This is a genomic window from Curtobacterium salicis, from assembly GCF_011759505.1.
Classification (GTDB): Bacteria; Actinomycetota; Actinomycetes; order Actinomycetales; family Microbacteriaceae; genus Curtobacterium; species Curtobacterium salicis.
This window is the reverse complement of record NZ_JAAOYO010000001.1, coordinates 169,556-188,428: the sequence shown is the minus strand read 5'-3', so window position 1 is coordinate 188,428 and position 18,873 is coordinate 169,556. Positions and strand designations below refer to the sequence as shown.

20 protein-coding genes are annotated in these 18,873 nt (G+C 72.5%); 11 read left to right on the top strand and 9 right to left on the bottom strand.

Annotated elements, in window-relative coordinates:
* Positions 1-16: 16 nt before the first annotated feature.
* The gene (locus E9228_RS16730; RefSeq protein ID WP_208385432.1) at positions 17-814 is read left to right on the top strand and encodes a hypothetical protein; all 798 of its coding nucleotides are present in this window, start codon (positions 17-19) and stop codon (positions 812-814) included.
* Here E9228_RS16730 and E9228_RS00930 read toward each other — a convergent pair.
* Positions 811-1,779: an NAD-dependent epimerase/dehydratase family protein gene (locus E9228_RS00930; RefSeq protein ID WP_166778760.1), complete on the bottom strand. Its 969-nt coding sequence runs from the start codon at positions 1,777-1,779 to the stop codon at positions 811-813. The genes E9228_RS16730 and E9228_RS00930 overlap by 4 nt on opposite strands.
* 102 nt (positions 1,780-1,881) lie before the next feature.
* Here E9228_RS00930 and E9228_RS00925 point away from each other — a divergent pair, with 102 nt between their 5' ends.
* Both E9228_RS00925 and E9228_RS00920 read left to right on the top strand, forming a co-directional pair.
* The gene (locus tag E9228_RS00925; protein WP_166778759.1) at positions 1,882-3,546 is read left to right on the top strand and encodes an ABC-F family ATP-binding cassette domain-containing protein; all 1,665 of its coding nucleotides are present in this window, start codon (positions 1,882-1,884) and stop codon (positions 3,544-3,546) included.
* Between the two features lie 102 nt (positions 3,547-3,648).
* Positions 3,649-4,128: a tetratricopeptide repeat protein gene (locus tag E9228_RS00920; RefSeq protein WP_166779336.1), complete on the top strand. Its 480-nt coding sequence runs from the start codon at positions 3,649-3,651 to the stop codon at positions 4,126-4,128.
* 18 nt (positions 4,129-4,146) lie between these two features.
* Here the strand turns inward: E9228_RS00920 and E9228_RS00915 are convergent, their stop codons facing one another.
* Entirely contained in the window at positions 4,147-4,749 is a 603-nt protein-coding gene (locus tag E9228_RS00915) for a TetR/AcrR family transcriptional regulator (RefSeq protein WP_166778758.1), read from the bottom strand.
* Between the two features lie 105 nt (positions 4,750-4,854).
* Here E9228_RS00915 and E9228_RS00910 point away from each other — a divergent pair, with 105 nt between their 5' ends.
* From E9228_RS00910 to E9228_RS00900, 3 genes are read left to right on the top strand one after another with little or no spacing between them, the layout of a single operon-like run.
* Positions 4,855-5,805, top strand: a complete 951-nt coding sequence (locus E9228_RS00910; protein ID WP_166778757.1) for an alpha/beta hydrolase — start codon at positions 4,855-4,857, stop codon at positions 5,803-5,805.
* Between the two features lie 35 nt (positions 5,806-5,840).
* Positions 5,841-6,593 carry a DUF998 domain-containing protein gene (locus E9228_RS00905; RefSeq protein WP_166778756.1) on the top strand — a complete coding sequence of 251 codons (753 nt, stop codon included), beginning with the start codon at positions 5,841-5,843 and terminating at the stop codon, positions 6,591-6,593.
* Entirely contained in the window at positions 6,590-7,216 is a 627-nt protein-coding gene (locus E9228_RS00900; protein WP_166778755.1) for a TetR family transcriptional regulator, read from the top strand. The genes E9228_RS00905 and E9228_RS00900 overlap by 4 nt, the downstream gene beginning before the upstream one ends.
* A 21-nt stretch (positions 7,217-7,237) precedes the next feature.
* Here the strand turns inward: E9228_RS00900 and E9228_RS00895 are convergent, their stop codons facing one another.
* Positions 7,238-7,720: a gluconokinase gene (locus E9228_RS00895; protein WP_252727611.1), complete on the bottom strand. Its 483-nt coding sequence runs from the start codon at positions 7,718-7,720 to the stop codon at positions 7,238-7,240.
* Positions 7,721-7,809: 89 nt separating this feature from the next.
* Positions 7,810-9,327: a GntP family permease gene (locus E9228_RS00890; RefSeq protein WP_208385431.1), complete on the bottom strand. Its 1,518-nt coding sequence runs from the start codon at positions 9,325-9,327 to the stop codon at positions 7,810-7,812.
* Between the two features lie 218 nt (positions 9,328-9,545).
* Here E9228_RS00890 and E9228_RS00885 point away from each other — a divergent pair, with 218 nt between their 5' ends.
* Together E9228_RS00885 and E9228_RS00880 are read left to right on the top strand one after the other, a co-directional pair.
* The gene (locus tag E9228_RS00885) at positions 9,546-10,244 is read left to right on the top strand and encodes a FadR/GntR family transcriptional regulator (RefSeq protein ID WP_166778753.1); all 699 of its coding nucleotides are present in this window, start codon (positions 9,546-9,548) and stop codon (positions 10,242-10,244) included.
* An 82-nt stretch (positions 10,245-10,326) separates the two neighbouring features.
* Positions 10,327-11,334, top strand: a complete 1,008-nt coding sequence (locus tag E9228_RS00880) for an SPFH domain-containing protein (RefSeq protein ID WP_166778752.1) — start codon at positions 10,327-10,329, stop codon at positions 11,332-11,334.
* Positions 11,335-11,362: 28 nt separating this feature from the next.
* Here E9228_RS00880 and E9228_RS00875 read toward each other — a convergent pair whose 3' ends face one another.
* The 5 genes from E9228_RS00875 to E9228_RS00855 form a co-directional block, all read right to left on the bottom strand.
* A complete protein-coding gene (locus tag E9228_RS00875; RefSeq protein WP_166778751.1) occupies positions 11,363-11,971 on the bottom strand; it encodes a GNAT family N-acetyltransferase in 609 nt (202 codons plus the stop codon).
* 23 nt (positions 11,972-11,994) lie between these two features.
* A complete protein-coding gene (locus E9228_RS00870) occupies positions 11,995-12,681 on the bottom strand; it encodes a uracil-DNA glycosylase (RefSeq protein ID WP_341849718.1) in 687 nt (228 codons plus the stop codon).
* 2 nt (positions 12,682-12,683) lie between these two features.
* On the bottom strand, positions 12,684-13,403 hold the full coding sequence (locus E9228_RS00865) for a Type 1 glutamine amidotransferase-like domain-containing protein (protein ID WP_166778750.1): 720 nt from the start codon (positions 13,401-13,403) through the stop codon (positions 12,684-12,686).
* Complete coding sequence (locus E9228_RS00860; protein WP_166778749.1) at positions 13,400-13,930, bottom strand: phosphoribosyltransferase; 531 nt, start codon at positions 13,928-13,930, stop codon at positions 13,400-13,402. Before E9228_RS00860 ends, E9228_RS00865 begins: the two co-directional genes overlap by 4 nt.
* An 85-nt stretch (positions 13,931-14,015) precedes the next feature.
* Complete coding sequence (locus tag E9228_RS00855) at positions 14,016-14,792, bottom strand: SDR family oxidoreductase (RefSeq protein WP_166778748.1); 777 nt, start codon at positions 14,790-14,792, stop codon at positions 14,016-14,018.
* Between the two features lie 87 nt (positions 14,793-14,879).
* Here E9228_RS00855 and E9228_RS00850 point away from each other — a divergent pair, with 87 nt between their 5' ends.
* The 3 genes from E9228_RS00850 to metX all read left to right on the top strand — a co-directional run bounded on the left by E9228_RS00850 (position 14,880) and on the right by metX (position 18,822).
* The gene (locus tag E9228_RS00850) at positions 14,880-15,971 is read left to right on the top strand and encodes an acyltransferase family protein (protein ID WP_166778747.1); all 1,092 of its coding nucleotides are present in this window, start codon (positions 14,880-14,882) and stop codon (positions 15,969-15,971) included.
* Positions 15,972-16,132: 161 nt separating this feature from the next.
* Positions 16,133-17,464 carry a bifunctional o-acetylhomoserine/o-acetylserine sulfhydrylase gene (locus E9228_RS00845; protein ID WP_166778746.1) on the top strand — a complete coding sequence of 444 codons (1,332 nt, stop codon included), beginning with the start codon at positions 16,133-16,135 and terminating at the stop codon, positions 17,462-17,464.
* Positions 17,465-17,622: 158 nt separating this feature from the next.
* A complete protein-coding gene (gene metX / locus E9228_RS00840) occupies positions 17,623-18,822 on the top strand; it encodes a homoserine O-acetyltransferase MetX (protein ID WP_166778745.1) in 1,200 nt (399 codons plus the stop codon).
* Positions 18,823-18,873: the final 51 nt, after the last annotated feature.

The window sequence follows — 18,873 nt, the reverse complement described above, 5'->3', positions numbered from 1 at the left end:
CGACCAGGCTCGGCGCATGGACCACGGTGGAGTGCTCAGCGCGGACGCGCCCGACCCGGTGCTCGAGGTGCGGGCGACGATACGGGCACTGGGGTTCGGCGTCGCCGGACTCGTCGCGCAGCCGCACCTCGAGGACCTCGGCGCCGGCGGCCTGATGACCAGCGAGTCCGGCGGCCGGGTCGAGCGTGCGACCGCGTCGCGCCACTCCACGCTCTGGCGGAACCCGGACGACCACGACGACCCGGTGAACCTGGCGGCGATGGAGGACGAGCAGCGGCGGGCGCTCGAGGAAGTCCCGCCCTGGCCCCGTCCGGCCTGGCTCGTCGCCCGGGTCGAGCGGATGCGGTACCCGATGCTGTGGGAAGCGGTGCAGACACATTGGACGGCCCCGGGCGGGGACCTCCCGGCACCGGCCGAGGCGCTCGTCGACCACGTGCAGTCCGTCCTGATGAACCAGTACCGCGACGAACACGGCCTCCCGGACCCGACCGAGGACCCGTGGCCGGCCCTGGTCGACGAGCGCAGTGTCCAGTCCGGACACCCGGTCCTGGTCGACGGCCTCGAGCGCCCGGGCCTGCTCCTCGACACGGACCCCTTCGTGCTCGGCCTGGCGACCGTACTCGACGACGGACGGGTCCTGACGGCGGTGCTCCCCCGCGACGAGCTGCCCCTGCTCACCGTCGCGTTCGACTCGGCACCACCCCTCGAACCGGGAGCAGGACCGGCGCCAGGACCGGCGCCAGGACCGGCGCCGGCGCCGACCCAGACCCCGGCCCCGGTCCCGGCCACCGGACCCACCCCCGAGGCGCGCTAGCCCGGACGGACCACGTCGAGGACCCGCCGCTCCTCCGCATCGGTCAGCCCCGACCGCCGCACCCGCCCGACCCCGCGGGCCCGCTCGTCCTCGACGACACGACGGACCGTCTCGGCGAGCGGCCGAGCCGTCCCGCCCGCGGCCAGGAACGCCCGACCGGCCCGCCGGGCGAACCCGACCTCGCTGACCGGGATCCACAGCGGCAGCGATGCCGGGCCGGCCCAGTAGGCGACCCCCTGCGCGAGGAGGCTGTCGTCGTCGACGGCCACGAGCCTCCCGTCGAACCCGGTCGCGGCCTGCACCTCGTCGAGGAACGCCCGCATCGACGTGCTCGGACCGACGGCGTCGACGGTCCCGACCGTGCCCGCTCGCCCGGCGCGGACGATCCACTCCGCCAGGTCCGTGACGTCGACGACCTGCACGGCGCGGTCCTCCAGGACGGGTGTCACCACGTCGCCGCCGCGATCGAGCCGGGCTGCCCAGTAGCCGAAGCGGTCGCTCGGGTCGCCGGGCCCGACGATGAGCCCCGGGCGGACCACGAGCGCGTCCGTCCCCCGTGCCCGCCGGGTCGCTCGCTCGCCGGCGACCTTCGCGTCGGCGTACTGCGTCGGGTCGACGGGCTCGACGACGGGGGCGTCCTCGTCGTCGCCGGCCCGGTCGGTCCGCGCGTACACGGAGATCGTCGAGACCGTCGTCCAGTGCGCGGCACGAGCCGAGAGGGCTTCGAGCGCAGCCGCCACGTGCGCGGGATCGGTCGCCAACTCGACGACGTCGTCCCAGGCGTCGCCGACGGCGGAGTACGCGTCGACTGCCGAGCGGTCGGCACGGACGAACCGTGCGCCGGCCGGCGGCTCCCCCGACGCACCCCGGGCCAGGCAGGTCACCTCGGCGCCGTCCCGCATCGCTGCCTCGGCGATCGTCCGCCCCAACCACCCGGTCCCACCCAGCACCAGCACGCGTCGCATGCCGTCAGTGTGGCAGCGCGCCGGACGGGAGGCACTGGACCGGGCCGCGCCGCGCCTCCCGTCCGGTGCGTGCCCGGCCTGGTGAGGTGGGACGATGTGGGGATGACCGCCACGCTCGTCGCCAAGGGGCTCGCCGGCGGCTACGCCGCCCGCACGCTGTTCGACTCCCTCGACCTCACGGTCGCACCGGGTGACGTGATCGGCGTCGTCGGGGTGAACGGTGCCGGCAAGTCGACACTGCTCCGCCTGCTCGCCGGGGTGGACGAGCCACTCGCCGGGACGGTGTCGCTCTCGCCGACGGACGCGCTCGTCGGCTGGCTGCCGCAGGAGCACGAGCGGGTGCCCGGTGAGACGGTCGCCGGGTACGTCGCACGACGGACCGGGTGCGCGGAGGCGGCGGCGGAGATGGACGCGACGGCCCTGGCCCTCGGCGAGCCCGATGCCGGTGACGCCGCGGCGGACCGGTACTCGATCGCACTCGAGCGGTGGCTGGCCTCGGGCGCGGCGGACCTCGACGAGCGGATGCCGGTGGTGCTCGCCGACCTCGGGTTGACCCTCGACGCACCCGACGGCTCGGTCACCGCGGACTCACTCATGACGTCGCTGTCCGGTGGTCAGGCGGCTCGTGTGGGGCTCGCGGCGCTGCTGCTCTCACGCTTCGACATCGTGCTGCTCGACGAGCCGACGAACGACCTGGACCTGGACGGGCTGGACCGGCTCGAGGACTTCGTGCGCGGCCTCCGCGGCGGTGTCGTGCTGGTCAGCCACGACCGAGAGTTCCTGGCGCGCTCGGTGACGGCGGTCCTCGAACTCGACCTGGCGCAGTCCTCGAACCGCCTGTTCGGTGGCGGGTACGACGCGTACCTCGAGGAACGCGAGATCGCCCGCCAGCACAAGCGCGACGCCTACGACGACTTCGCGGCGACGAAGGCCGACCTGGTCTCGCGTGCCCGGACCCAGCGCGAGTGGTCCAGCCAGGGCGTGCGCAACGCGATGAAGAAGGCGCCGGACAACGACAAGATCCGCCGCAAGGCCGCGAGCGAGTCGAGCGAGAAGCAGGCGCAGAAGGTCCGGCAGATGGAGTCGCGGATCGCCCGACTGGACGAGGTCGAGGAGCCCCGCAAGGAGTGGCAGCTCGAGTTCACGATCGGCCAGGCGCCGCGGTCCTCCGCCGTCGTCGCGACGCTGTCCGACGCCCGGTACGAGCAGGGCGACTTCACGCTCGGCCCGGTGTCGCTGCAGGTGAACGGCGGCGACCGGATCGGCATCACGGGCCCGAACGGCGCCGGCAAGTCGACGCTGCTGCGGGCGCTGCTCGGGCGGCAGGAACCGACGAGCGGCACCGCGTCGATCGGGTCGAGCGTCGCCGTGGGCGAGGTCGACCAGGCCCGCTCGCTGTTCACGGGTGCGGAGCCGCTCGCGGCGGTGTTCGAGGGGCTGGTCCCCGAGATGACGACGGCGGACGTCCGCACCCTGCTGGCGAAGTTCGGGCTGAAGGCCGACCACGTGGGACGCGCCGCCGGTGAGCTCTCGCCCGGTGAGCGGACCCGGGCCGGACTGGCGCTCCTCCAGGCCCGCGGGGTGAACGTGCTCGTGCTCGACGAGCCGACGAACCACCTGGACCTCACCGCGATCGAACAGCTGGAGCAGGCGCTCGAGACGTACGAGGGGACCCTGCTGCTGGTGACCCACGACCGGCGGATGCTCGACACCGTGCAGCTCGACCGGCAGTGGCGTGTCGAGGCCGGGCGGGTCACCGAGGCCTGACGGGCCAGCGAGGGCTGACGGGTCACCGAGACCTGACGGGCCATCGAGGGCGCACGCGCCAGCGGTCCGGGATCGGGGCGCCCCTAGGCTGGCGCGGTGGACATGACGGAGTGGCAGCAGCACGTCGACGCTCTCTGGGCCGACCCCGACGTCGACGGCGAACAGCGGATCGACCGGATGCGGGAGCTGGTCGACGCCGCACCGCACCCGGCGCTCGGGGCCTTCGAACTCGGCGGTGCATACGACTCCGGCGGGCACGAGGTCGAGGCCGACGTCGAGTACAGCCGGGCCACCGCGGAGGGTCTGGGGACGGTCGACCCGGTCCGTGCCGCTCGGATGGTGATCCAGCACGCGTCGACGCTCCGGAACCTGGGCCGGGTCGAGGACGCGATCACGATGCTCCGCGCAGCCCCCGCCCACCCGTCGATCGGCGACGCTCCGGCGGTGTTCCTCGCGCTCGCCCTGCACAGTGCCGGGCGGAGCGACGAGGCGCTGCGGCTGGCCATCGAGACGATCGAACCGACCCTGCCGCGGTACAACCGGTCGGTGCGCGCCTACGCGGCAGCACTCACCGAGGACTGAGCACCGGGAGCGCGGTGTTCACTCGCCCGGGACACCGACGAGCGCACCGGACACGTACACCTGGACCGCCCGCTCGACGTCGAAGTCCGGGTCGTCCGCCGTCCCGATGCACAGGTTCCCGACACCGCGGAGCAGTTCGTAGCCGGTGACCCCCGCGCTCGTCGTCCGCTCCGGCACGGCAGCACGCGCGGCGGTCAGCAGGTCGGCGCACACCGGCACGAGCCGGTCGACGAAGTACCGGTGCAGCGCATCGGTCGCGGCGCCGTCGCCGTGCATGGCGACGGGCAGTCCGTGCTTGGTGACCAGGAAGTCGACGAAGAGCCCGACCCACTGCCGCAGTGCCGCATCCGGGTCGGACGCCTCGGACAGGAGGCGCGGGCCGGCCTCCGCGCACGCCTCCACCTGGTGCCGGTAGACGGCGAGCACGAGGTCGGCCCGAGTGGGGAAGTGCCGGTAGACGGTCCCCACACCGACCCCGGCCTCCGTCGCGACCTCACGCACGGGGGCGTCGACGCCGGACCGGACGAAGACCCGGGCGGCGGCGTCGAGCAGGGTCTCCTGGTTCCGGCGCGCGTCGCTGCGTCGCACGCGGTCGGACGCGGCTGGGCCGGGCTCGGGCATGGGGGCTCCTCGACGGTCGTTGCAAACGGAACAAGGTTCCGGTACTGTCCGGAACACCGCTCCGCTTCATCGTACGGCAGCCGTCACCCCTCCGGAAGGAACCCCGTGCCCACCTCACTCAGCACCGCGCTCGACCACCTCCTCGGCGACTCCACCCCCGTCGTCTCCGTCGCCCCCGTCCAGCTCGAGGCCCCGGGCCGCCCGCTCCCCCTGCAGGTCCGCGTGTCCGCCCCGGCGACCGGCACGGACCTGCCCGTCCTGCTCTTCTCGCACGGCAACGGCATGCACCTGGACGCGTACGCACCCCTCGTCTCGTTCTGGGCGTCGCACGGGTTCGTCGTGGTCCAGCCGACGCACCTCGACTCCCGTCGCAACGGCATCGGGTTCGACCACCCCGTCTTCCCGTCGATCTGGTCCGAGCGCACCACCGACCTGGTCCGCGTGCTCGACCAGCTCGACACCGTCGAGGCCGCCCTGCCCGGGCTGTCCGGCCGCGTCGACCGCAGCCGGATCGCCGCCGCCGGGCACTCCTGGGGCGGCCAGAGCGTGCAGAGCCTGCTCGGGGCGCGGATCCTCGACGACGCCGGGCAGCCCGGCGAGGACCGACGGGAGGCCCGGATCACCGCCGGCGTCCTGCTCGCGGCCACCGGCGTGGCCGGCGACGACCTCGTCCCGTTCGCGGCCGAGCACTTCCCGTTCATGCGCCCGTCCTTCGCCGAGCTGACGACGCCCACGCTCGTCGTCGCCGGCGACCAGGACCAGTCGCGGATGTCGACCCGCGGCCCGGACTGGTTCACCGACGCCTTCACACAGAGCCCCGGCGCCACGGACCTGCTCGTCCTCCGCGGCGGGGAACACGGGCTCGGCGGGATCTCCGGCTACGAGGCCGCCGAGACCACCGACGAGAACCCGGAGCGCGTCGCCCTCGTCCAGCGCCTGACGACCGCGTACCTCCGATCCGCGCTGGGTGCCGGTGACGACGTGTGGGACCAGGCCCGCGCCGCCCTGCCGACGGGTCCGGACGCGCCGGCGACGCTCGAGCACCGGATTCGGTGACGACTCCTCGATCGTGACCGACTAGGTTGGTCGGTATGCGACCACATCAGTCTGCCCTCGCCGTGTCCTGCTGGATCGCGGCGGCTGCGCTCTACCTGGTCGCCGAGGCCGTCAGTGCCAGCGCGTTCCCCGGGTACTCGTACGCGACGAACTACATCAGCGACCTCGGCGTGCCGGACGTGGAGGTGTTCCAGGGACGGGCGATCGACTCACCGCTCCACCTGCTCATGAACACCGCCTTCGTGCTGCACGGCGTGCTGTTCGTCGTGGCCGCGCTGGCCGCCCGGAACCTGGCGGTCGGGAGCCTGGCCCCGGGACGACCAGCCGCGCGGCGGTGGTTCACCGTCCTGGCGGTGGCGCACGGCGTCGGCATCGTGCTGGTCGGCCTCTTCCACGGCAGCCAGGCCTCGGTCGACAACGGCCTCGTGGTCCTGCACGTCCTCGGGGCCGCTGTGGCGATCATCGCGGGCAACGCGGCGGCCGTCGTCGCCGGTGTCGCGCTGCTCCGGCACGCACCGGAGCAGCGCAGCCGTGGCGCCAGGTGGGTGGGCGTCCTGAGCGTCGCGCTCGGTGCGATCGGCCTGGTCGGTCTGGTGATGCTCGTGGTCGATCCGGCCTGGACCGCCGTCGACCTGCTGCCCGATGGGGTCTGGGAACGGGTCGCGGTGTACGCGATCCTCGCGTGGGAGCTCCTCGCCGGGGTCGCCGTGATCAGCACCGCCGGCTCGCGCACCGACCGCGTGCACACCGGTACGAACGGTCGACTCGCTGAACGGTCGGCAGCGTGACCGGCGGCGACCGGACCCCCACGCCCGGACCGGCCCCGACGTCGGCCCGGGTCCGCCCGACCGCCGCCGAGATCGACGAAGCGGTCCTGGACGTCACCGCCGGGCTGCTCGCCCGCCGCGGGGTCCGTGACACGTCGGTGCAGGCCGTCGCGGACGCCACCGGGTACTCGAAGACCGGTCTGCTCGGACGGTTCCCGACGAAGGAGCGACTCGTCGCCGCCGCACTCGACCAGTGCGTCCGGCTCACCCGCGACGTGCACGAGCGGGTCGACGACGTCACCGCACCCCGCGACCGAGACGCCGCAGCGGTGGCCGGCCTGGTCGACCTCGCACTGCGTCGCCGCGGATGGGCCGAACTCGTGCTGGCCTCGGTGCCGCCGGTCGCCGACGCGACCCTCGAACCGGCACTCGGGGACGTCTTCACCCTGGTGTCCGACCTGTTCCGGATCCATGTCGACACCGACCTGCTGCGCCGCGCACGGGTGACCGGGATGCTCGGCGCACTCGTGGTCCTCGCGCTGACCCACGAGCGGGAGACGACCGCCGAGGTCGCCCACCCACTCGTCGTCGCGGTGTGCTGGGCGACGCTCGGACACGAGGGAGCCGTTCCCCCGGTTCCGTGACCCACCGACCGCGTCGGCCGTTCAGTCCCGAGGCAGCCCCAGCAGCGCCAGGACCTGCGCGGCCTCCTCGGCCGGGGTCCGGTCGGCGGCGACGGTGACGTGCACCTCGTCCGGCTGTGGCGGCTCGAGCGTCGCCAGCTGGGACTCCAGCAGCGAGGTCGGCATGAAGTGCCCGGATCGCGCGGACATCCGTTCCTCGAGCAGCGCGCGGTCCCCGGCCACGTGCACGAACACCACCCCGGAGGCCCGCAGCACGTCCCGGTACGACCGCTTGAGCGCCGAGCAGGTCACCACCCCGTTGGTCCCGGCCTGCAGGTGGCCGCGGATCCAGCCCGCGACGACGTCGAGCCACGGCCAGCGGTCCTCGTCGGTCAGGGGCGTACCGGCGTGCATCTTGGCGACGTTCGCCTCGGGGTGCATGGTGTCCCCCTCGGCGAACGCCCACCCGAGCTGGTCGGCGACCATCGCGGCGACGGTGGACTTCCCGGACCCGGACACCCCCATCACGACGAGCACCCGGGCATCCACGGCGCTGACGCCTTCGGCACTGACGGACTCGGCGCCGACGGACTCGGCGCTGACGGACTCGGTGCTCATCGGATGAAGATCCCGGCGACGAGGACGCCGACCAGACCGATGACCGAGATCAGGCACTCGAGCACCGTCCACGACTTGAACGTCTGCCCCACCGTGGTGTTGAGGTACCCCTTCACCAACCAGAACCCGGCGTCGTTGACGTGCGACAGGAACACCGACCCGGCGCCGATCGCGAGGACGAGCAGCGACGTCATCGGCGACGACAGGTCGTGCGCGATCGGGGCCATGATGCCTGCGGCCGTGACGGTCGCGACGGTCGCCGACCCGGTGGCGACGCGGACGAGCGCGGCGACGACCCAGGCGACGAGGAGCACCGAGACGCCCGAGTCCTTGACGGCGTCGGCGATCACGCCACCGATGCCCGTGTCGATGAGCACCTGCTTGAACCCACCACCGGCACCGACGATGAGCAGCACCCCGGCGACCGGGGGCAGCGCACTCTCGAGCGACTTGGCCACGGCGGACCGGTCCATGCCGCCACCGATCGCGAAGAACACCATCGCGTAGACGGTGGCGATGCCGATCGCGATCATGGGCGTGCCGAGGAAGTCGAGGACGCCGACCCAGGCACCACCGGCGTCGGGGGCGGTCGCCTCGCGGATCGCCTGCGCGAGCATGAGCACGACGGGCAGCAGGATGCCGACCAGGGCGACGGCGAACGACGGGCTGCGCGGCTCACTGATCACGCGCGTGAAGTCGCTCTTGCCGTTCGGCAAGGAAGCCGTGTCCTCCGTGGCGGGGCCGCGACGGGCCTCCCGGCCGGGGTGTGCGGGGTCCTCGCCGCGAGAGCCGAAGATGTCCGGCACGGGGATGTCGACCCAGCGCGCCGCGAAGCGGGCGAAGACCGGGCCGGCCAGGACGATGACGGGGATGGCGAGCACGATGCCGAACGCCAGGGTCGTGCCGAGGTCGGCGCCCACCGTCGAGACCGCGACGAGCGGGCCGGGGTGCGGCGGGACGAAGGCGTGCATCGTCGACAGGCCGGCGAGGGCGGGGATGGCGATCTTCATGATCGGGACGTCGCTGCGCTTCGCGACCAGGACGATGATCGGGATGAGCAGGACCAGGCCCACCTCGAAGAACATCGGGAGGCCGATCAGCGCACCGATCAGCGCCATCGTCCAGGGCAGTGCGGCGGCGGACGAGCGGCGGACCAGGGTGTCGACGACCCGGTCGGCGGCACCCGAGTCGACCAGGAGCTTGCCGAACATCGACCCGAGGCCGACGAGGATGCCGACGCTCGTCATGGTCGCGCCGAAGCCGTCCCCGAAGCTCGTCACCGCCTTCTCCGGGGCGAGGCCGGCACCGATGCCGACGCCGAGCGCGCCGATCGTCAGCGCGACGAAGGGGTGCACCTTCAGCCAGGTGATGAGGGTGATGATCACCACGATGCCGACGAGGGCGGCGATGACGAGTTGCGGGATCGGTCCGGACGGATCGACCGTCTCGGTGCCCGCGGCGAGCACGTGGCCCGAGGCGAGCTGGTGCACTGCGGTGGTCTGGAGGTGAGGCATCTGCGCCCCTTCCTGGAGCAGCTCCTGCGCTGCTGCCGTCCTGCTGCTGGTGCCGGGCCGACCGGGGTGCTGATCCCACCCGCGGCCGTCGCTGCAATAATCTGATTAATCAGACTACCTCGTCTTCGTCCGCGCGTCACCCGGACCCAGGCGCAGTCTGCCGCTGCAATGGACACCGCGTCACACATCCGCGTGACTCGGTCCGACGAGGAGGAACGATGCCGACACCCGGCGGCCTGCACGCCCACGTGCTCGACACGCTCGGGCAGCGCATCGTCGACGGCACCCTCGCGCCCGGCACCGTGCTCCGCCCCGACGACGTCGTCGACGAGTTCGGCGTCTCACGGTCGGTGGTGCGGGAGGCTCTCCGGGTGCTGCAGTCCCTCGGACTGGTGGAACCCCGGCAGCGCGTCGGCACGCAGGTGCAGCCGTCGACCCGGTGGGAACTCCTGGCCCCGTCGGTGATCCGCTGGCGCGGTTCCTCGGGCGCGTACTTCACGCAGCAGCGCGAACTCCTCGAACTCCGGCTGGGCATCGAACCGGTCGCCGCCTGGCTGACCGCCGGACACGGAGGAGCGGCGGCGGACGCGGTGCTGTCCGCCGCCGAGGACATGGTCACCGCGGTGGCCGCCGGCGACGGACGCGCCTACCTCGACGCCGACGTCCGCTTCCACCGTGCCCTGCTGACCGGGTCCGGCAACAGCGTCTTCGCCCACTTCGCGGGCACCGTCGAGGCCCTGCTCCGCACCCGGACGAGCGAGTCCCGGGACACGATCACCGGGTGGACGGCCGAGGCGGCAGCCCGGCACCAGGCGGTCGGCCGGGCGGTCGTCGGACGGGAGGCGCAGCTCGCCTCCGACGCGACCGCCGACCTGGTGCGCACCACGCGCGACGAGTTCGTCGCCGAAGCCCGCTGACGCCCCGTTCGGGGCACGCCGGGTGGTCCGGGGCCGCTCCCGGGGTGCGGCAGACTGCAGGGACCGAAACCGGGGGTTCTTCATGTTCGTGCTCGCCATCCTCTTCCTCCTCGTCGCGCTCGTCGCGCTGTACTTCCGGACACGGACCTACACGACGCCCGAGCGCGCGGCCACGCCCGGCCGGGAGGCACAGCTCGCCACCCCGACCCGCCGCCCGAACACGATCGCCACGTGGTTCGCCGTCGCCGCCGGGCTGCTCTTCGTCGCCTGCACGCTGGCGAGCACCCTCTACGCGCAGGACACCGGCGAGTCGAAGGTGCAGGTGGACATCTCCGGCAACATCGTCGGACAGACCACGGACTCCGGCTTCCACTTCAAGGCGCCCTGGGCGACGCTGCACACGTTCAACATCCGCAACCAGACGGTGACCTACATCAACGCCGTCAACGGGTCCGACTCGGACAACAACGGCAACGTGCGCTCCGGCCCCTACGTCACCGTGCAGGACCAGGACGGCGTCTCGTCGAACGTCAGCCTGAACCTGCAGTACAGCATCGACGCGAAGTCCGTCACCGACATCTACCGGTCGTACAAGACCGAGGAGAACTTCAAGACGCAGTTCATCGGCAACTCGGTGCGGAGCGTCGTCCGCCAGGTGCCGAACGACTTCACCACGATCCAGCTCATCACCAAGCGCGGGTCGGTCGAGAAGTCGATGATCCAGGCCCTCGAGGCGCGCTGGAAGGGCTCCGGCGTGCACGTCGACAACTTCGCGCTGCAGGAGATCACCCCGCCGAAGTCCGTCACCGCCTCGTACGCCGCCGCCCAGCAGGCGCAGATCCAGGTGACGAAGGAGCGCGCCCTGCTCGACGCGAAGAAGGTCCAGGCGCAGCAACAGGTCGCCGAGGCGCAGGGGCAGGCGGACGCGAACAAGGTGCTCAACGGCCAGCCGCTCTCCGACGCCGCACTCAAGCAGCGGGAGATCGAGGCGCTGAAGAGCGCGGGCGACAACGGCTCGCTGATCGTCGTGCCGCAGGGCTCGGACAACATCCTCAGCCTGCCGGGCACCCGGGGCAGCTCGACCAAGTGACGGTCGGCGCTGGCGGCTCCCGCCGCCGTCAGCGCCCGCCGAACAACGGCTTCCGCGTCCCGCGGAGGCGCAGCCGCATCGTCACCGTGCCGAGCCACCGGTCGTACTTGTAGCCGACGCGGCCCATCCGCCCGACCTCCTCGAAGCCGAGCCGTTCGTGCAGCCGGATCGAGGCGTCCGCCGACCGGTCCGCGATCACGGCGATGACCTCGCGGACGCCGGCGGTGCGGCAGGCCTCGAGCAGCGCCTCCATCAGCGCCCGTCCGAGCCCCTTGCCGCCCGACGCCGCACCGAGGTAGATTGAGTCCTCGACCACCCGGTTCGACCGGTCGCGGATGTTCCACGGCTCGACGAGTGCGTAGCCGAGGACCTGGCCGGACGGGTTCTCCGCCACCAGGAAGGGCAGCTTCCGGCGCTGCACCTCGTCGAACCGCTTCTTCCACGCCGCGAAGGTGAACGCGGCCGCGTCGAAGGTCACGGACGAGTTCCGCACGTAGTGGGTGTGGATCTCGCGGACCTCGGGCAGGTCGGCTGCGGTGGCGGCACGGATCGCGTACGTGAACGCCGGTTCGACCGGCGCCGGGGCACGCAGGTGCCGCGGCAGGACACGCCGCTGCTGGTATTCCTCCTCGAGCACGACACGAGCCTACGGGAGGCCCGTCACGCCCCCGTCGGCAGTGTCCAGTCGACGGGGTCCGCACCCTGGGCGACCAGCAGGTCGTTGACGGCCGAGAACGGACGGCTGCCGAAGAACCCGCGGGAGGCGCTGAGCGGACTCGGGTGCGCCGAGGCCACCACCGGGGTGTCGCCGAGGAGCGGACGGACCGACGCGGCCTGCGCCCCCCAGAGCACGGCGACGAGCGGGCCGCCGCGGGCGACGAGCGCGGTGACGGCCTGCTCGGTCACGCGTTCCCAGCCCTTGCCGCGGTGACTGGCCGGTTCGCCGACGCCGACCGTCAGGACCCGGTTGAGCAGCAGCACGCCCTGCTCCGACCAGGCACGCAGGTCCCCGTGCTGCGGCGGGGTGACGCCGAGGTCGTCGTGGAGTTCGCGGTACACGTTCTGCAGGCTGCGCGGCACTGGCCGCACGTGCGGGTCGACGGCGAAGGACAGCCCGATCGGGTGTCCCGGCGTCGGGTACGGGTCCTGGCCGACGACGAGCACCTTGACCCGGTCGAACGGGTCCTCGAAGGCGCGCAGCACGGCGGGGCCGGCCGGCAGGTAGGGGCGTCCGGCCTCGGTCTCGGCACGGAGCCAGTCACCGATGCGGTGGACGTCGTCCTCGACGGGTGCGAGCGCTGCTGCCCAGCCCGGGTCGACCAGGTCGGCGAGGGCCTTCGGCTGCACGCTCAGGCGCCCATGGTGGCGACCGAGACGGACTCGTCACCCGCCATCACCCGCCAGACGCTCCCCGTGCCCCGGACCTCGAGCGCGCCCTCACCGACGACGAGCGTGGTGTCCTCGTCGATGGCCAGGCCCGCGGTGACGAACTCGGCTTCGGCGGCGGCGACCAGGCGGGCGAGGGTGCCGGCCTGGACGGCGTGCACGTCGATGGTCAGGTCGACGAGTCCCAGCCCTTCGCGGAGCTCGACCTCGTCGAGCCCCTCGGACGCGGACTCGGGGCAGACCTCGACACCGCCGATGCGGAAGCCGCCGACCAGGGCACGGTCCGCGGCGATCATCGCGCCGGCGGAGTAGCCGAGGTAGGGCAGCCCGTCCGAGACGAGCAGGCGGATCTGGTCGACGAGCGGGGCGACGGCGTCCAGGTAGTCCGGGGTGCGTCCGCCGTTCACGACCAGGGCGTCGACGTCGCTGAGCACCGTGGTGTCGAAGACCGCGCCCGCGGCGACCTCGGTCACCAGGACCTCGGCCGCGCGGGAGCCGCCGAGGACCTCGGCGATGTCCGCGGTGGACGACGGCGAGGACCCGTCGGCGCCGGCGACGGAGAGCAGGGCGATGCGCGGGACGGTTCGACCGACGGCGGCGGAGCGTGCGGTCGCCTCGGCGGTGAAGGCGGCGGCGGCGTCCGCGGCGACGAAGGGACCGCCGCCGACGAGGTGGATGCTCACGACTCGGCCGTCACCGGGGCGAGGGCGCTCCACGGGAAGGTGATCCAGCCGTCGACGCGACGCCACACGTGGTCCGGCTCGAGGACGGTGCCGGGCTTCGAGTAGAGGCAGGCGCTCCGGACGTCGGCGCCGGCGCTGCGGATGATGTCCACGACCAGCGCCAGGGTGCGGCCGGAGTCGGACACGTCGTCGACGACCAGGACCCGCTTGCCGGCCAGGCTCGGTGCGTCGAGGGCCGGGGCCAGCACGACCGGTTCCTCGAGGCGCTGTTCGACGTCGGTGTAGAACTCGACGTTGATCGAGCCGCACTCCTTCGTGCCGAGTGCGTAGGCGACGGCACCGGCGATGATGAGCCCACCGCGGGCGACGGCCACGACGACCTCGGGCTCGAAGCCGGCGGACAGGACGTCCTTCGCGAGCAGCCGGGCGGCGTCGCCGAACTCGAGCCAGCCGAGCACCTCCGGTCCGCTCGTCACGGTCACGGTCGACGAGGCGGGAGACTCCGCGGGTTCGCTGCTGATCGGCATCCGCCCACGGTACCGGCAGGGATGCTCCGCCCGCGACCCGCGATCGTCGCCCGGGCGCTGCGGGGTCCGGCGTGTGGTCCGGTCGCTACGCCTTGGGGGTCAGCGGGCCGCGCGCGAGCTTGTGCTGCGCCGACTGCGCCACCGGCCGGACCGTCACCAGGTCCAGGTTGACGTGCGCCGGCAGTTCCACCGCGTGCACGATCGCCTCGGCCACGTCGTCGGCGACCAGCGGCGCCTCCACCCCGTCGTAGACCGCGGCGGCCGCGTCGCCGTCGCCGCCGAACCGGACGAGGGCGAACTCGTCGGTCTTCACCATGCCGGGGGCGATCTCGACCACCCGGATCGGTTCGCCGTTCAGCTCGAGCCGGAGCACCCCGACCAGGGCGTGCTCGGCGTGCTTCGCGGCGACGTACCCGCCGCCGTTCTCGTACGCGACGAAGCCCGCGGTGCTCGTCACCGTCACGACGTCGGCACCGCCGACCTCGGCCGCACGACGACGGAGGGCCGGCAGGAGTGCCGCGGTGACACGCTTCGTGCCGAGGACGTTCACCTCGAACATCGCCCGCCAGTCGTCGACGTCGCTGTGTTCGACCGAAGCCGAGCCGAACGCTCCCCCGGCGTTGTTGACGAGCACGTCCGCTCCGCCGAGCTCGTCCACCCGCGCGGCGAGCGCCGTCACGTGGGCGTCGTCCGTGACGTCCACGACCAGGGTGTCCGCGCCCGTCTCTGCGGCGAGCGCTTCGAGCCGGTCCGCTCGGCGGGCGACGGCGAGGACGTCCCACCCGTGCTGGCGGAACAGGCGGACGGTTGCGGCGCCGATGCCGGAGCTGGCTCCGGTGACGACGGCTCGACGTGTGGTCATGATGCTCCTCGCGGGTCGGGGACGGTGGGCGGCCCGGGGGCAACGCTACCGACACCGCCCTCGCCGCCGGACGGTAACGTGCGGAGGATGACGACGGACGCCGCCCCTCCCGCGCCCTCTGCCCCGGCGGGGGCGCTCGACCCGGGTCGGCTCAAGCGGCGCATCCCGATGTGGGACACGGCCAGGTTCCTGGCGGTGACCCTGGTGGTGATCGGGCACGCGATCCAGCGGCAGACGACGGGCAGCGAGCACGCCCTGGCGCTGTACACGTTCATCTACGCGTTCCACATGCCGGCGTTCGGCGTGATCAGCGGGTACTTCTCGTCGGCGGACACCCCGACGGCGAAGCGGATGCGTCGGACCTTCACGGACATCGTGGTGCCGTACATCATCATGCAGACGATCTGGACCGTGGTGCAGGCGGTGGTGGAGGGCGGCAAGGAGTTCAACCCGACGAAGCCGACGTGGACGCTGTGGTTCCTGTTGGCGCTGGGGATCTTCCGGCTGATCCTGCCGTACCTGGCGCAGCTGCGGTTGCCGCTGGTGTGGGCGGTGGTGCTGAGCATCGGCGTCGGGTACTTCGACAACGTGGACTCGACGCTGTCCCTGGGCCGGGCGATCAGCCTGCTGCCGTTCTTCCTGCTCGGGTGGCAGGTGAAGCAGTGGGGGGTGTTCGACCGCTGGTACGAGGCGTCCCGTCGGACGGTGGTCCGGGTGCGGGTGGCCGCTGGCGTGGTGTTCGCGGCGTGGGCGGTGTCGTGTGCGCTGTGGATCCCGCAGTTCAAGGAGTTCGACCTGCACCACTGGTTCTTCTACGACGACTCGTACTCGGGGCTCGGCGAGGACGCGTGGTGGGCCGGTGGGGTGCGCTTCGGGCTGATGCTCCTGGCGACGCTGTTGACCGCGTCGTTCCTGGTGCTCGTGCCGCGGCGGACGGTCTGGCTGACGCAGTTCGGTGCGGCGACGATGTACGTGTACCTGCTGCACACGTTCCTGCTCTACCCGATCCGTGAGTCCGGGGTGCTGGCGGGTGAGCACTCGGCGTGGCCGTTCGTGCTGCTGATGGTGTTGGTGGCGTGTGCGGTGAGCCTGTTCCTGGCGCAGCCGTTCGTGCGGCGCGGCATGCGGTGGCTGCTCGAGCCGAAGGTCGGCTGGTTGTTCCGCAAGGACCCAGCCTGACGGGAGGCCCGGCCCACCGCCGTCAGGCGCGTTACGTCACGAGACGGGGGCGCTGGTGCGGGGGCGACCACGTCCGTACCGTGACCTGCGACGCGACGGTGCACCGAGCCTCCCGTGCGTCACCGCCACCCGACGACCAGCCGCCCGGACAGGAGCACGAGATGACCGAGAACGACGCCGCGCAGTGGCGGTTCGAGACCACGCAGATCCACGCGGGGGCGCACCCCGACCCGACGACGGGTGCCCGGGCGACGCCGATCTACAAGACGACGTCCTACGTGTTCGAGAACTCGGACCACGCCCGTGACCTGTTCGCGTTGGCGCAGCCGGGCAACATCTACTCGCGGATCATGAACCCGACGAACGACGTCGTGGAGCAGCGCATCGCGGCGCTCGAGGGCGGTACCGGGGCGCTCCTCGTGTCGAGCGGCCAGGCGGCGGAGACCTACGCGGTGCTCAACATCGCCGGTGCCGGGGACCACATCGTGTCGTCGTCGTCGATCTACGGCGGCACGTACAACCTGTTCAAGTACACGCTGGCGAAGCTCGGCATCGAGACGACGTTCGTGGAGGACCAGGACGATCCGGAGGAGTGGCGCCGCGCGGTCCGTCCGAACACGAAGCTGTTCTTCGCCGAGACCATCGGCAACCCGCGCATCAACGTGCTGGACATCGAGACCGTCGCCGGTGTCGCGCACGAGTCCGGTGTGCCGCTGATCGTCGACAACACGATCGCGACGCCGTACCTGATCCGGCCGTTCGAGCACGGTGCGGACATCGTGGTGCACTCGGCGACGAAGTTCCTCGGCGGCCACGGCACGGTCATCGGCGGGATCATCGTCGACGGCGGCACGTTCGCCTGGTCCGAGCACACCGAGCGGTTCCCGGAGTTCAGCACCCCGGATCCCTCGTACCACGGGGCGGTGTTCTCGCAGGCGGTCGGTGACGCGCTGGCGTACATCGTCAAGGCCCGCGTGCAGCTGCTCCGCGACCTCGGTGCGTCGAACTCGGCGGACACGGCGTTCGCGCTCCTGCAGGGCATCGAGACGCTGAGCCTCCGGATCGAACGGCACGTCTCGAACGCGCAGGAGATCGCGGAGTGGCTCGACCGGCACCCGGACGTCGCGACGGTGGCGTACGCGGGGCTGCCGACGAGCCCGTGGTACCCGGCGGCGACGAAGTACGCGCCGCGTGGTGTCGGTGCGGTGCTGTCCTTCGAGCTCAAGGGCGGTGTCGACGCCGGCCGTGCGCTGGTCGACGAGCTGCAGCTGTTCTCGCACCTGGCGAACATCGGTGACGTCCGCTCGCTCGTCATCCACCCGGCGTCCACGACCCACTCGCAGCTGACGCCGGAGCAGCAGCTCACCACCGGGGTCACGCCGGGTCTGGTGCGCCTCTCGGTCGGGATCGAGAACGTCGAGGACCTCAAGGCCGACCTCGAGGCCGGGCTCGCCGCGGCCCGCGCCGTCGCCCAGGCGGGCCTGCGCGCCTGACCCGCCCCGTGCCTCCCGCGAAACGCAACCCGGGCGGCTTCCCGCAACGGAGTACCGCTGCGAGGAGCCGCCCGGGTTGCGTTTCGCGAGGCCGCCGGCCGGGGACGTGACGTAACACGGCGGCGGCGGAGCGGACCTGCCGCGAGAATGGACGCACGATGGACTGGCAGACGACCCCCGAGGACTCCGTGCCGTCCACCCTGGTGCCCGGCGCCGAACTCGGCACCCTCGGCAAGCCACCCGTCACCGGCGCCTGGCGTCCGGGCGACCCACCCGGAGCGCGGCACTTCGCGTCGCTCGGTGAACAGTTCGTCCGCGGCGGCCGCATCCCCGCGGTCCGCGTCGCCTACGAGACCTGGGGCACGCTCTCCCCCGCAGCCGACAACGCGGTCCTGGTGTTCCACGCCCTGACCGGTGACTCGCACGTCGCCGGTCCGCCGGGGCCCGGTCACCGCACCGCCGGCTGGTGGGGCGACGTCGTGGGCCCCGGCCGCGCGATCGACACCGACCGCTGGTTCGTCATCGCGCCGAACATGCTCGGCGGCTGCCAGGGCACCACCGGGCCGTCCTCGGTCACACCCGACGGACGCGAGTGGGGCTCCCGCTTCCCGTTCGTGACGATCCGCGACCAGGTCGCCACGCAACTGCGCCTGGCCGACCGGCTCGGCATCGACCGGTTCGCCGCCGTCGTCGGCGGGTCGATGGGCGGCATGCACGCCCTCGAGGCCGCGGTCACCGCGCCGGAGCGTGTCGCGCGACTCGCGGTCCTGGCGAGCACCGCGCAGACCACCGCCGACCAGATCGCGGCGAACTCCCTGCAACGTGCCGCGATCCAGATGGACCCGGGCTACGCCGGCGGCGACCACCACGACGCCGAACCCGGCGAGGGGCCGCACCGAGGCCTCGCGCTCGCCCGTCGGATGGCGATGATGACCTACCGCGCCTCCGACGAGCTCAACGGCCGGTTCGCCCGCTCGTGGCAGAGCGACGTCTCGCCGCTCGGCGACGACGGACGGTTCTCGGTGGAGAGCTACCTCGACTTCCACGGCAACAAGTTCACCCGCCGGTTCGACGCCGCCTCGTACGTCGTCCTCACCCACGCGATGGACTCGCACGACGTCGGTGCCGGTCGTGGCGGGGTGGCCGCAGCGCTCGCCCGGGTGAGCGCGCGCACCCTCGTCGTCGGGGTCTCCAGCGACCGGCTGTTCCCGGTCGAGGACCAGCACCGGATCGCAGCCGGGGTGCCCGACACGCTGGACGGCGACCGGGCTGCGGTGATCACGAGCGAGTTCGGTCACGACGGTTTCCTCATCGAACACGAGGCCGTCGGGGCGCACCTGCGGCGACTGCTCGACTGATCGGGGTGCACGCGTGTCCCCGGAAGACGGGACACCCCCAGACCGATCCGT

Bases quoted from the DNA above. Each gene is read 5' to 3' on its own strand.
- E9228_RS16730 (WP_208385432.1), top strand. From the start codon at position 17: ATGGACCACGGTGGAGTGCTCAGCGCGGACGCGCCCGACCCGGTGCTC.
- E9228_RS00930 (WP_166778760.1), bottom strand. From the start codon at position 1,779: ATGCGACGCGTGCTGGTGCTGGGTGGGACCGGGTGGTTGGGGCGGACG.
- E9228_RS00925 (WP_166778759.1), top strand. From the start codon at position 1,882: ATGACCGCCACGCTCGTCGCCAAGGGGCTCGCCGGCGGCTACGCCGCC.
- E9228_RS00920 (WP_166779336.1), top strand. From the start codon at position 3,649: ATGACGGAGTGGCAGCAGCACGTCGACGCTCTCTGGGCCGACCCCGAC.
- E9228_RS00915 (WP_166778758.1), bottom strand. From the start codon at position 4,749: ATGCCCGAGCCCGGCCCAGCCGCGTCCGACCGCGTGCGACGCAGCGAC.
- E9228_RS00905 (WP_166778756.1), top strand. From the start codon at position 5,841: ATGCGACCACATCAGTCTGCCCTCGCCGTGTCCTGCTGGATCGCGGCG.
- E9228_RS00895 (WP_252727611.1), bottom strand. From the start codon at position 7,720: ATGGGGGTGTCCGGGTCCGGGAAGTCCACCGTCGCCGCGATGGTCGCC.
- E9228_RS00890 (WP_208385431.1), bottom strand. From the start codon at position 9,327: ATGCCTCACCTCCAGACCACCGCAGTGCACCAGCTCGCCTCGGGCCAC.
- E9228_RS00885 (WP_166778753.1), top strand. From the start codon at position 9,546: ATGCCGACACCCGGCGGCCTGCACGCCCACGTGCTCGACACGCTCGGG.
- E9228_RS00880 (WP_166778752.1), top strand. From the start codon at position 10,327: ATGTTCGTGCTCGCCATCCTCTTCCTCCTCGTCGCGCTCGTCGCGCTG.
- E9228_RS00860 (WP_166778749.1), bottom strand. From the start codon at position 13,930: ATGCCGATCAGCAGCGAACCCGCGGAGTCTCCCGCCTCGTCGACCGTG.
- E9228_RS00855 (WP_166778748.1), bottom strand. From the start codon at position 14,792: ATGACCACACGTCGAGCCGTCGTCACCGGAGCCAGCTCCGGCATCGGC.
- E9228_RS00850 (WP_166778747.1), top strand. From the start codon at position 14,880: ATGACGACGGACGCCGCCCCTCCCGCGCCCTCTGCCCCGGCGGGGGCG.
- E9228_RS00845 (WP_166778746.1), top strand. From the start codon at position 16,133: ATGACCGAGAACGACGCCGCGCAGTGGCGGTTCGAGACCACGCAGATC.
- metX (WP_166778745.1), top strand. From the start codon at position 17,623: ATGGACTGGCAGACGACCCCCGAGGACTCCGTGCCGTCCACCCTGGTG.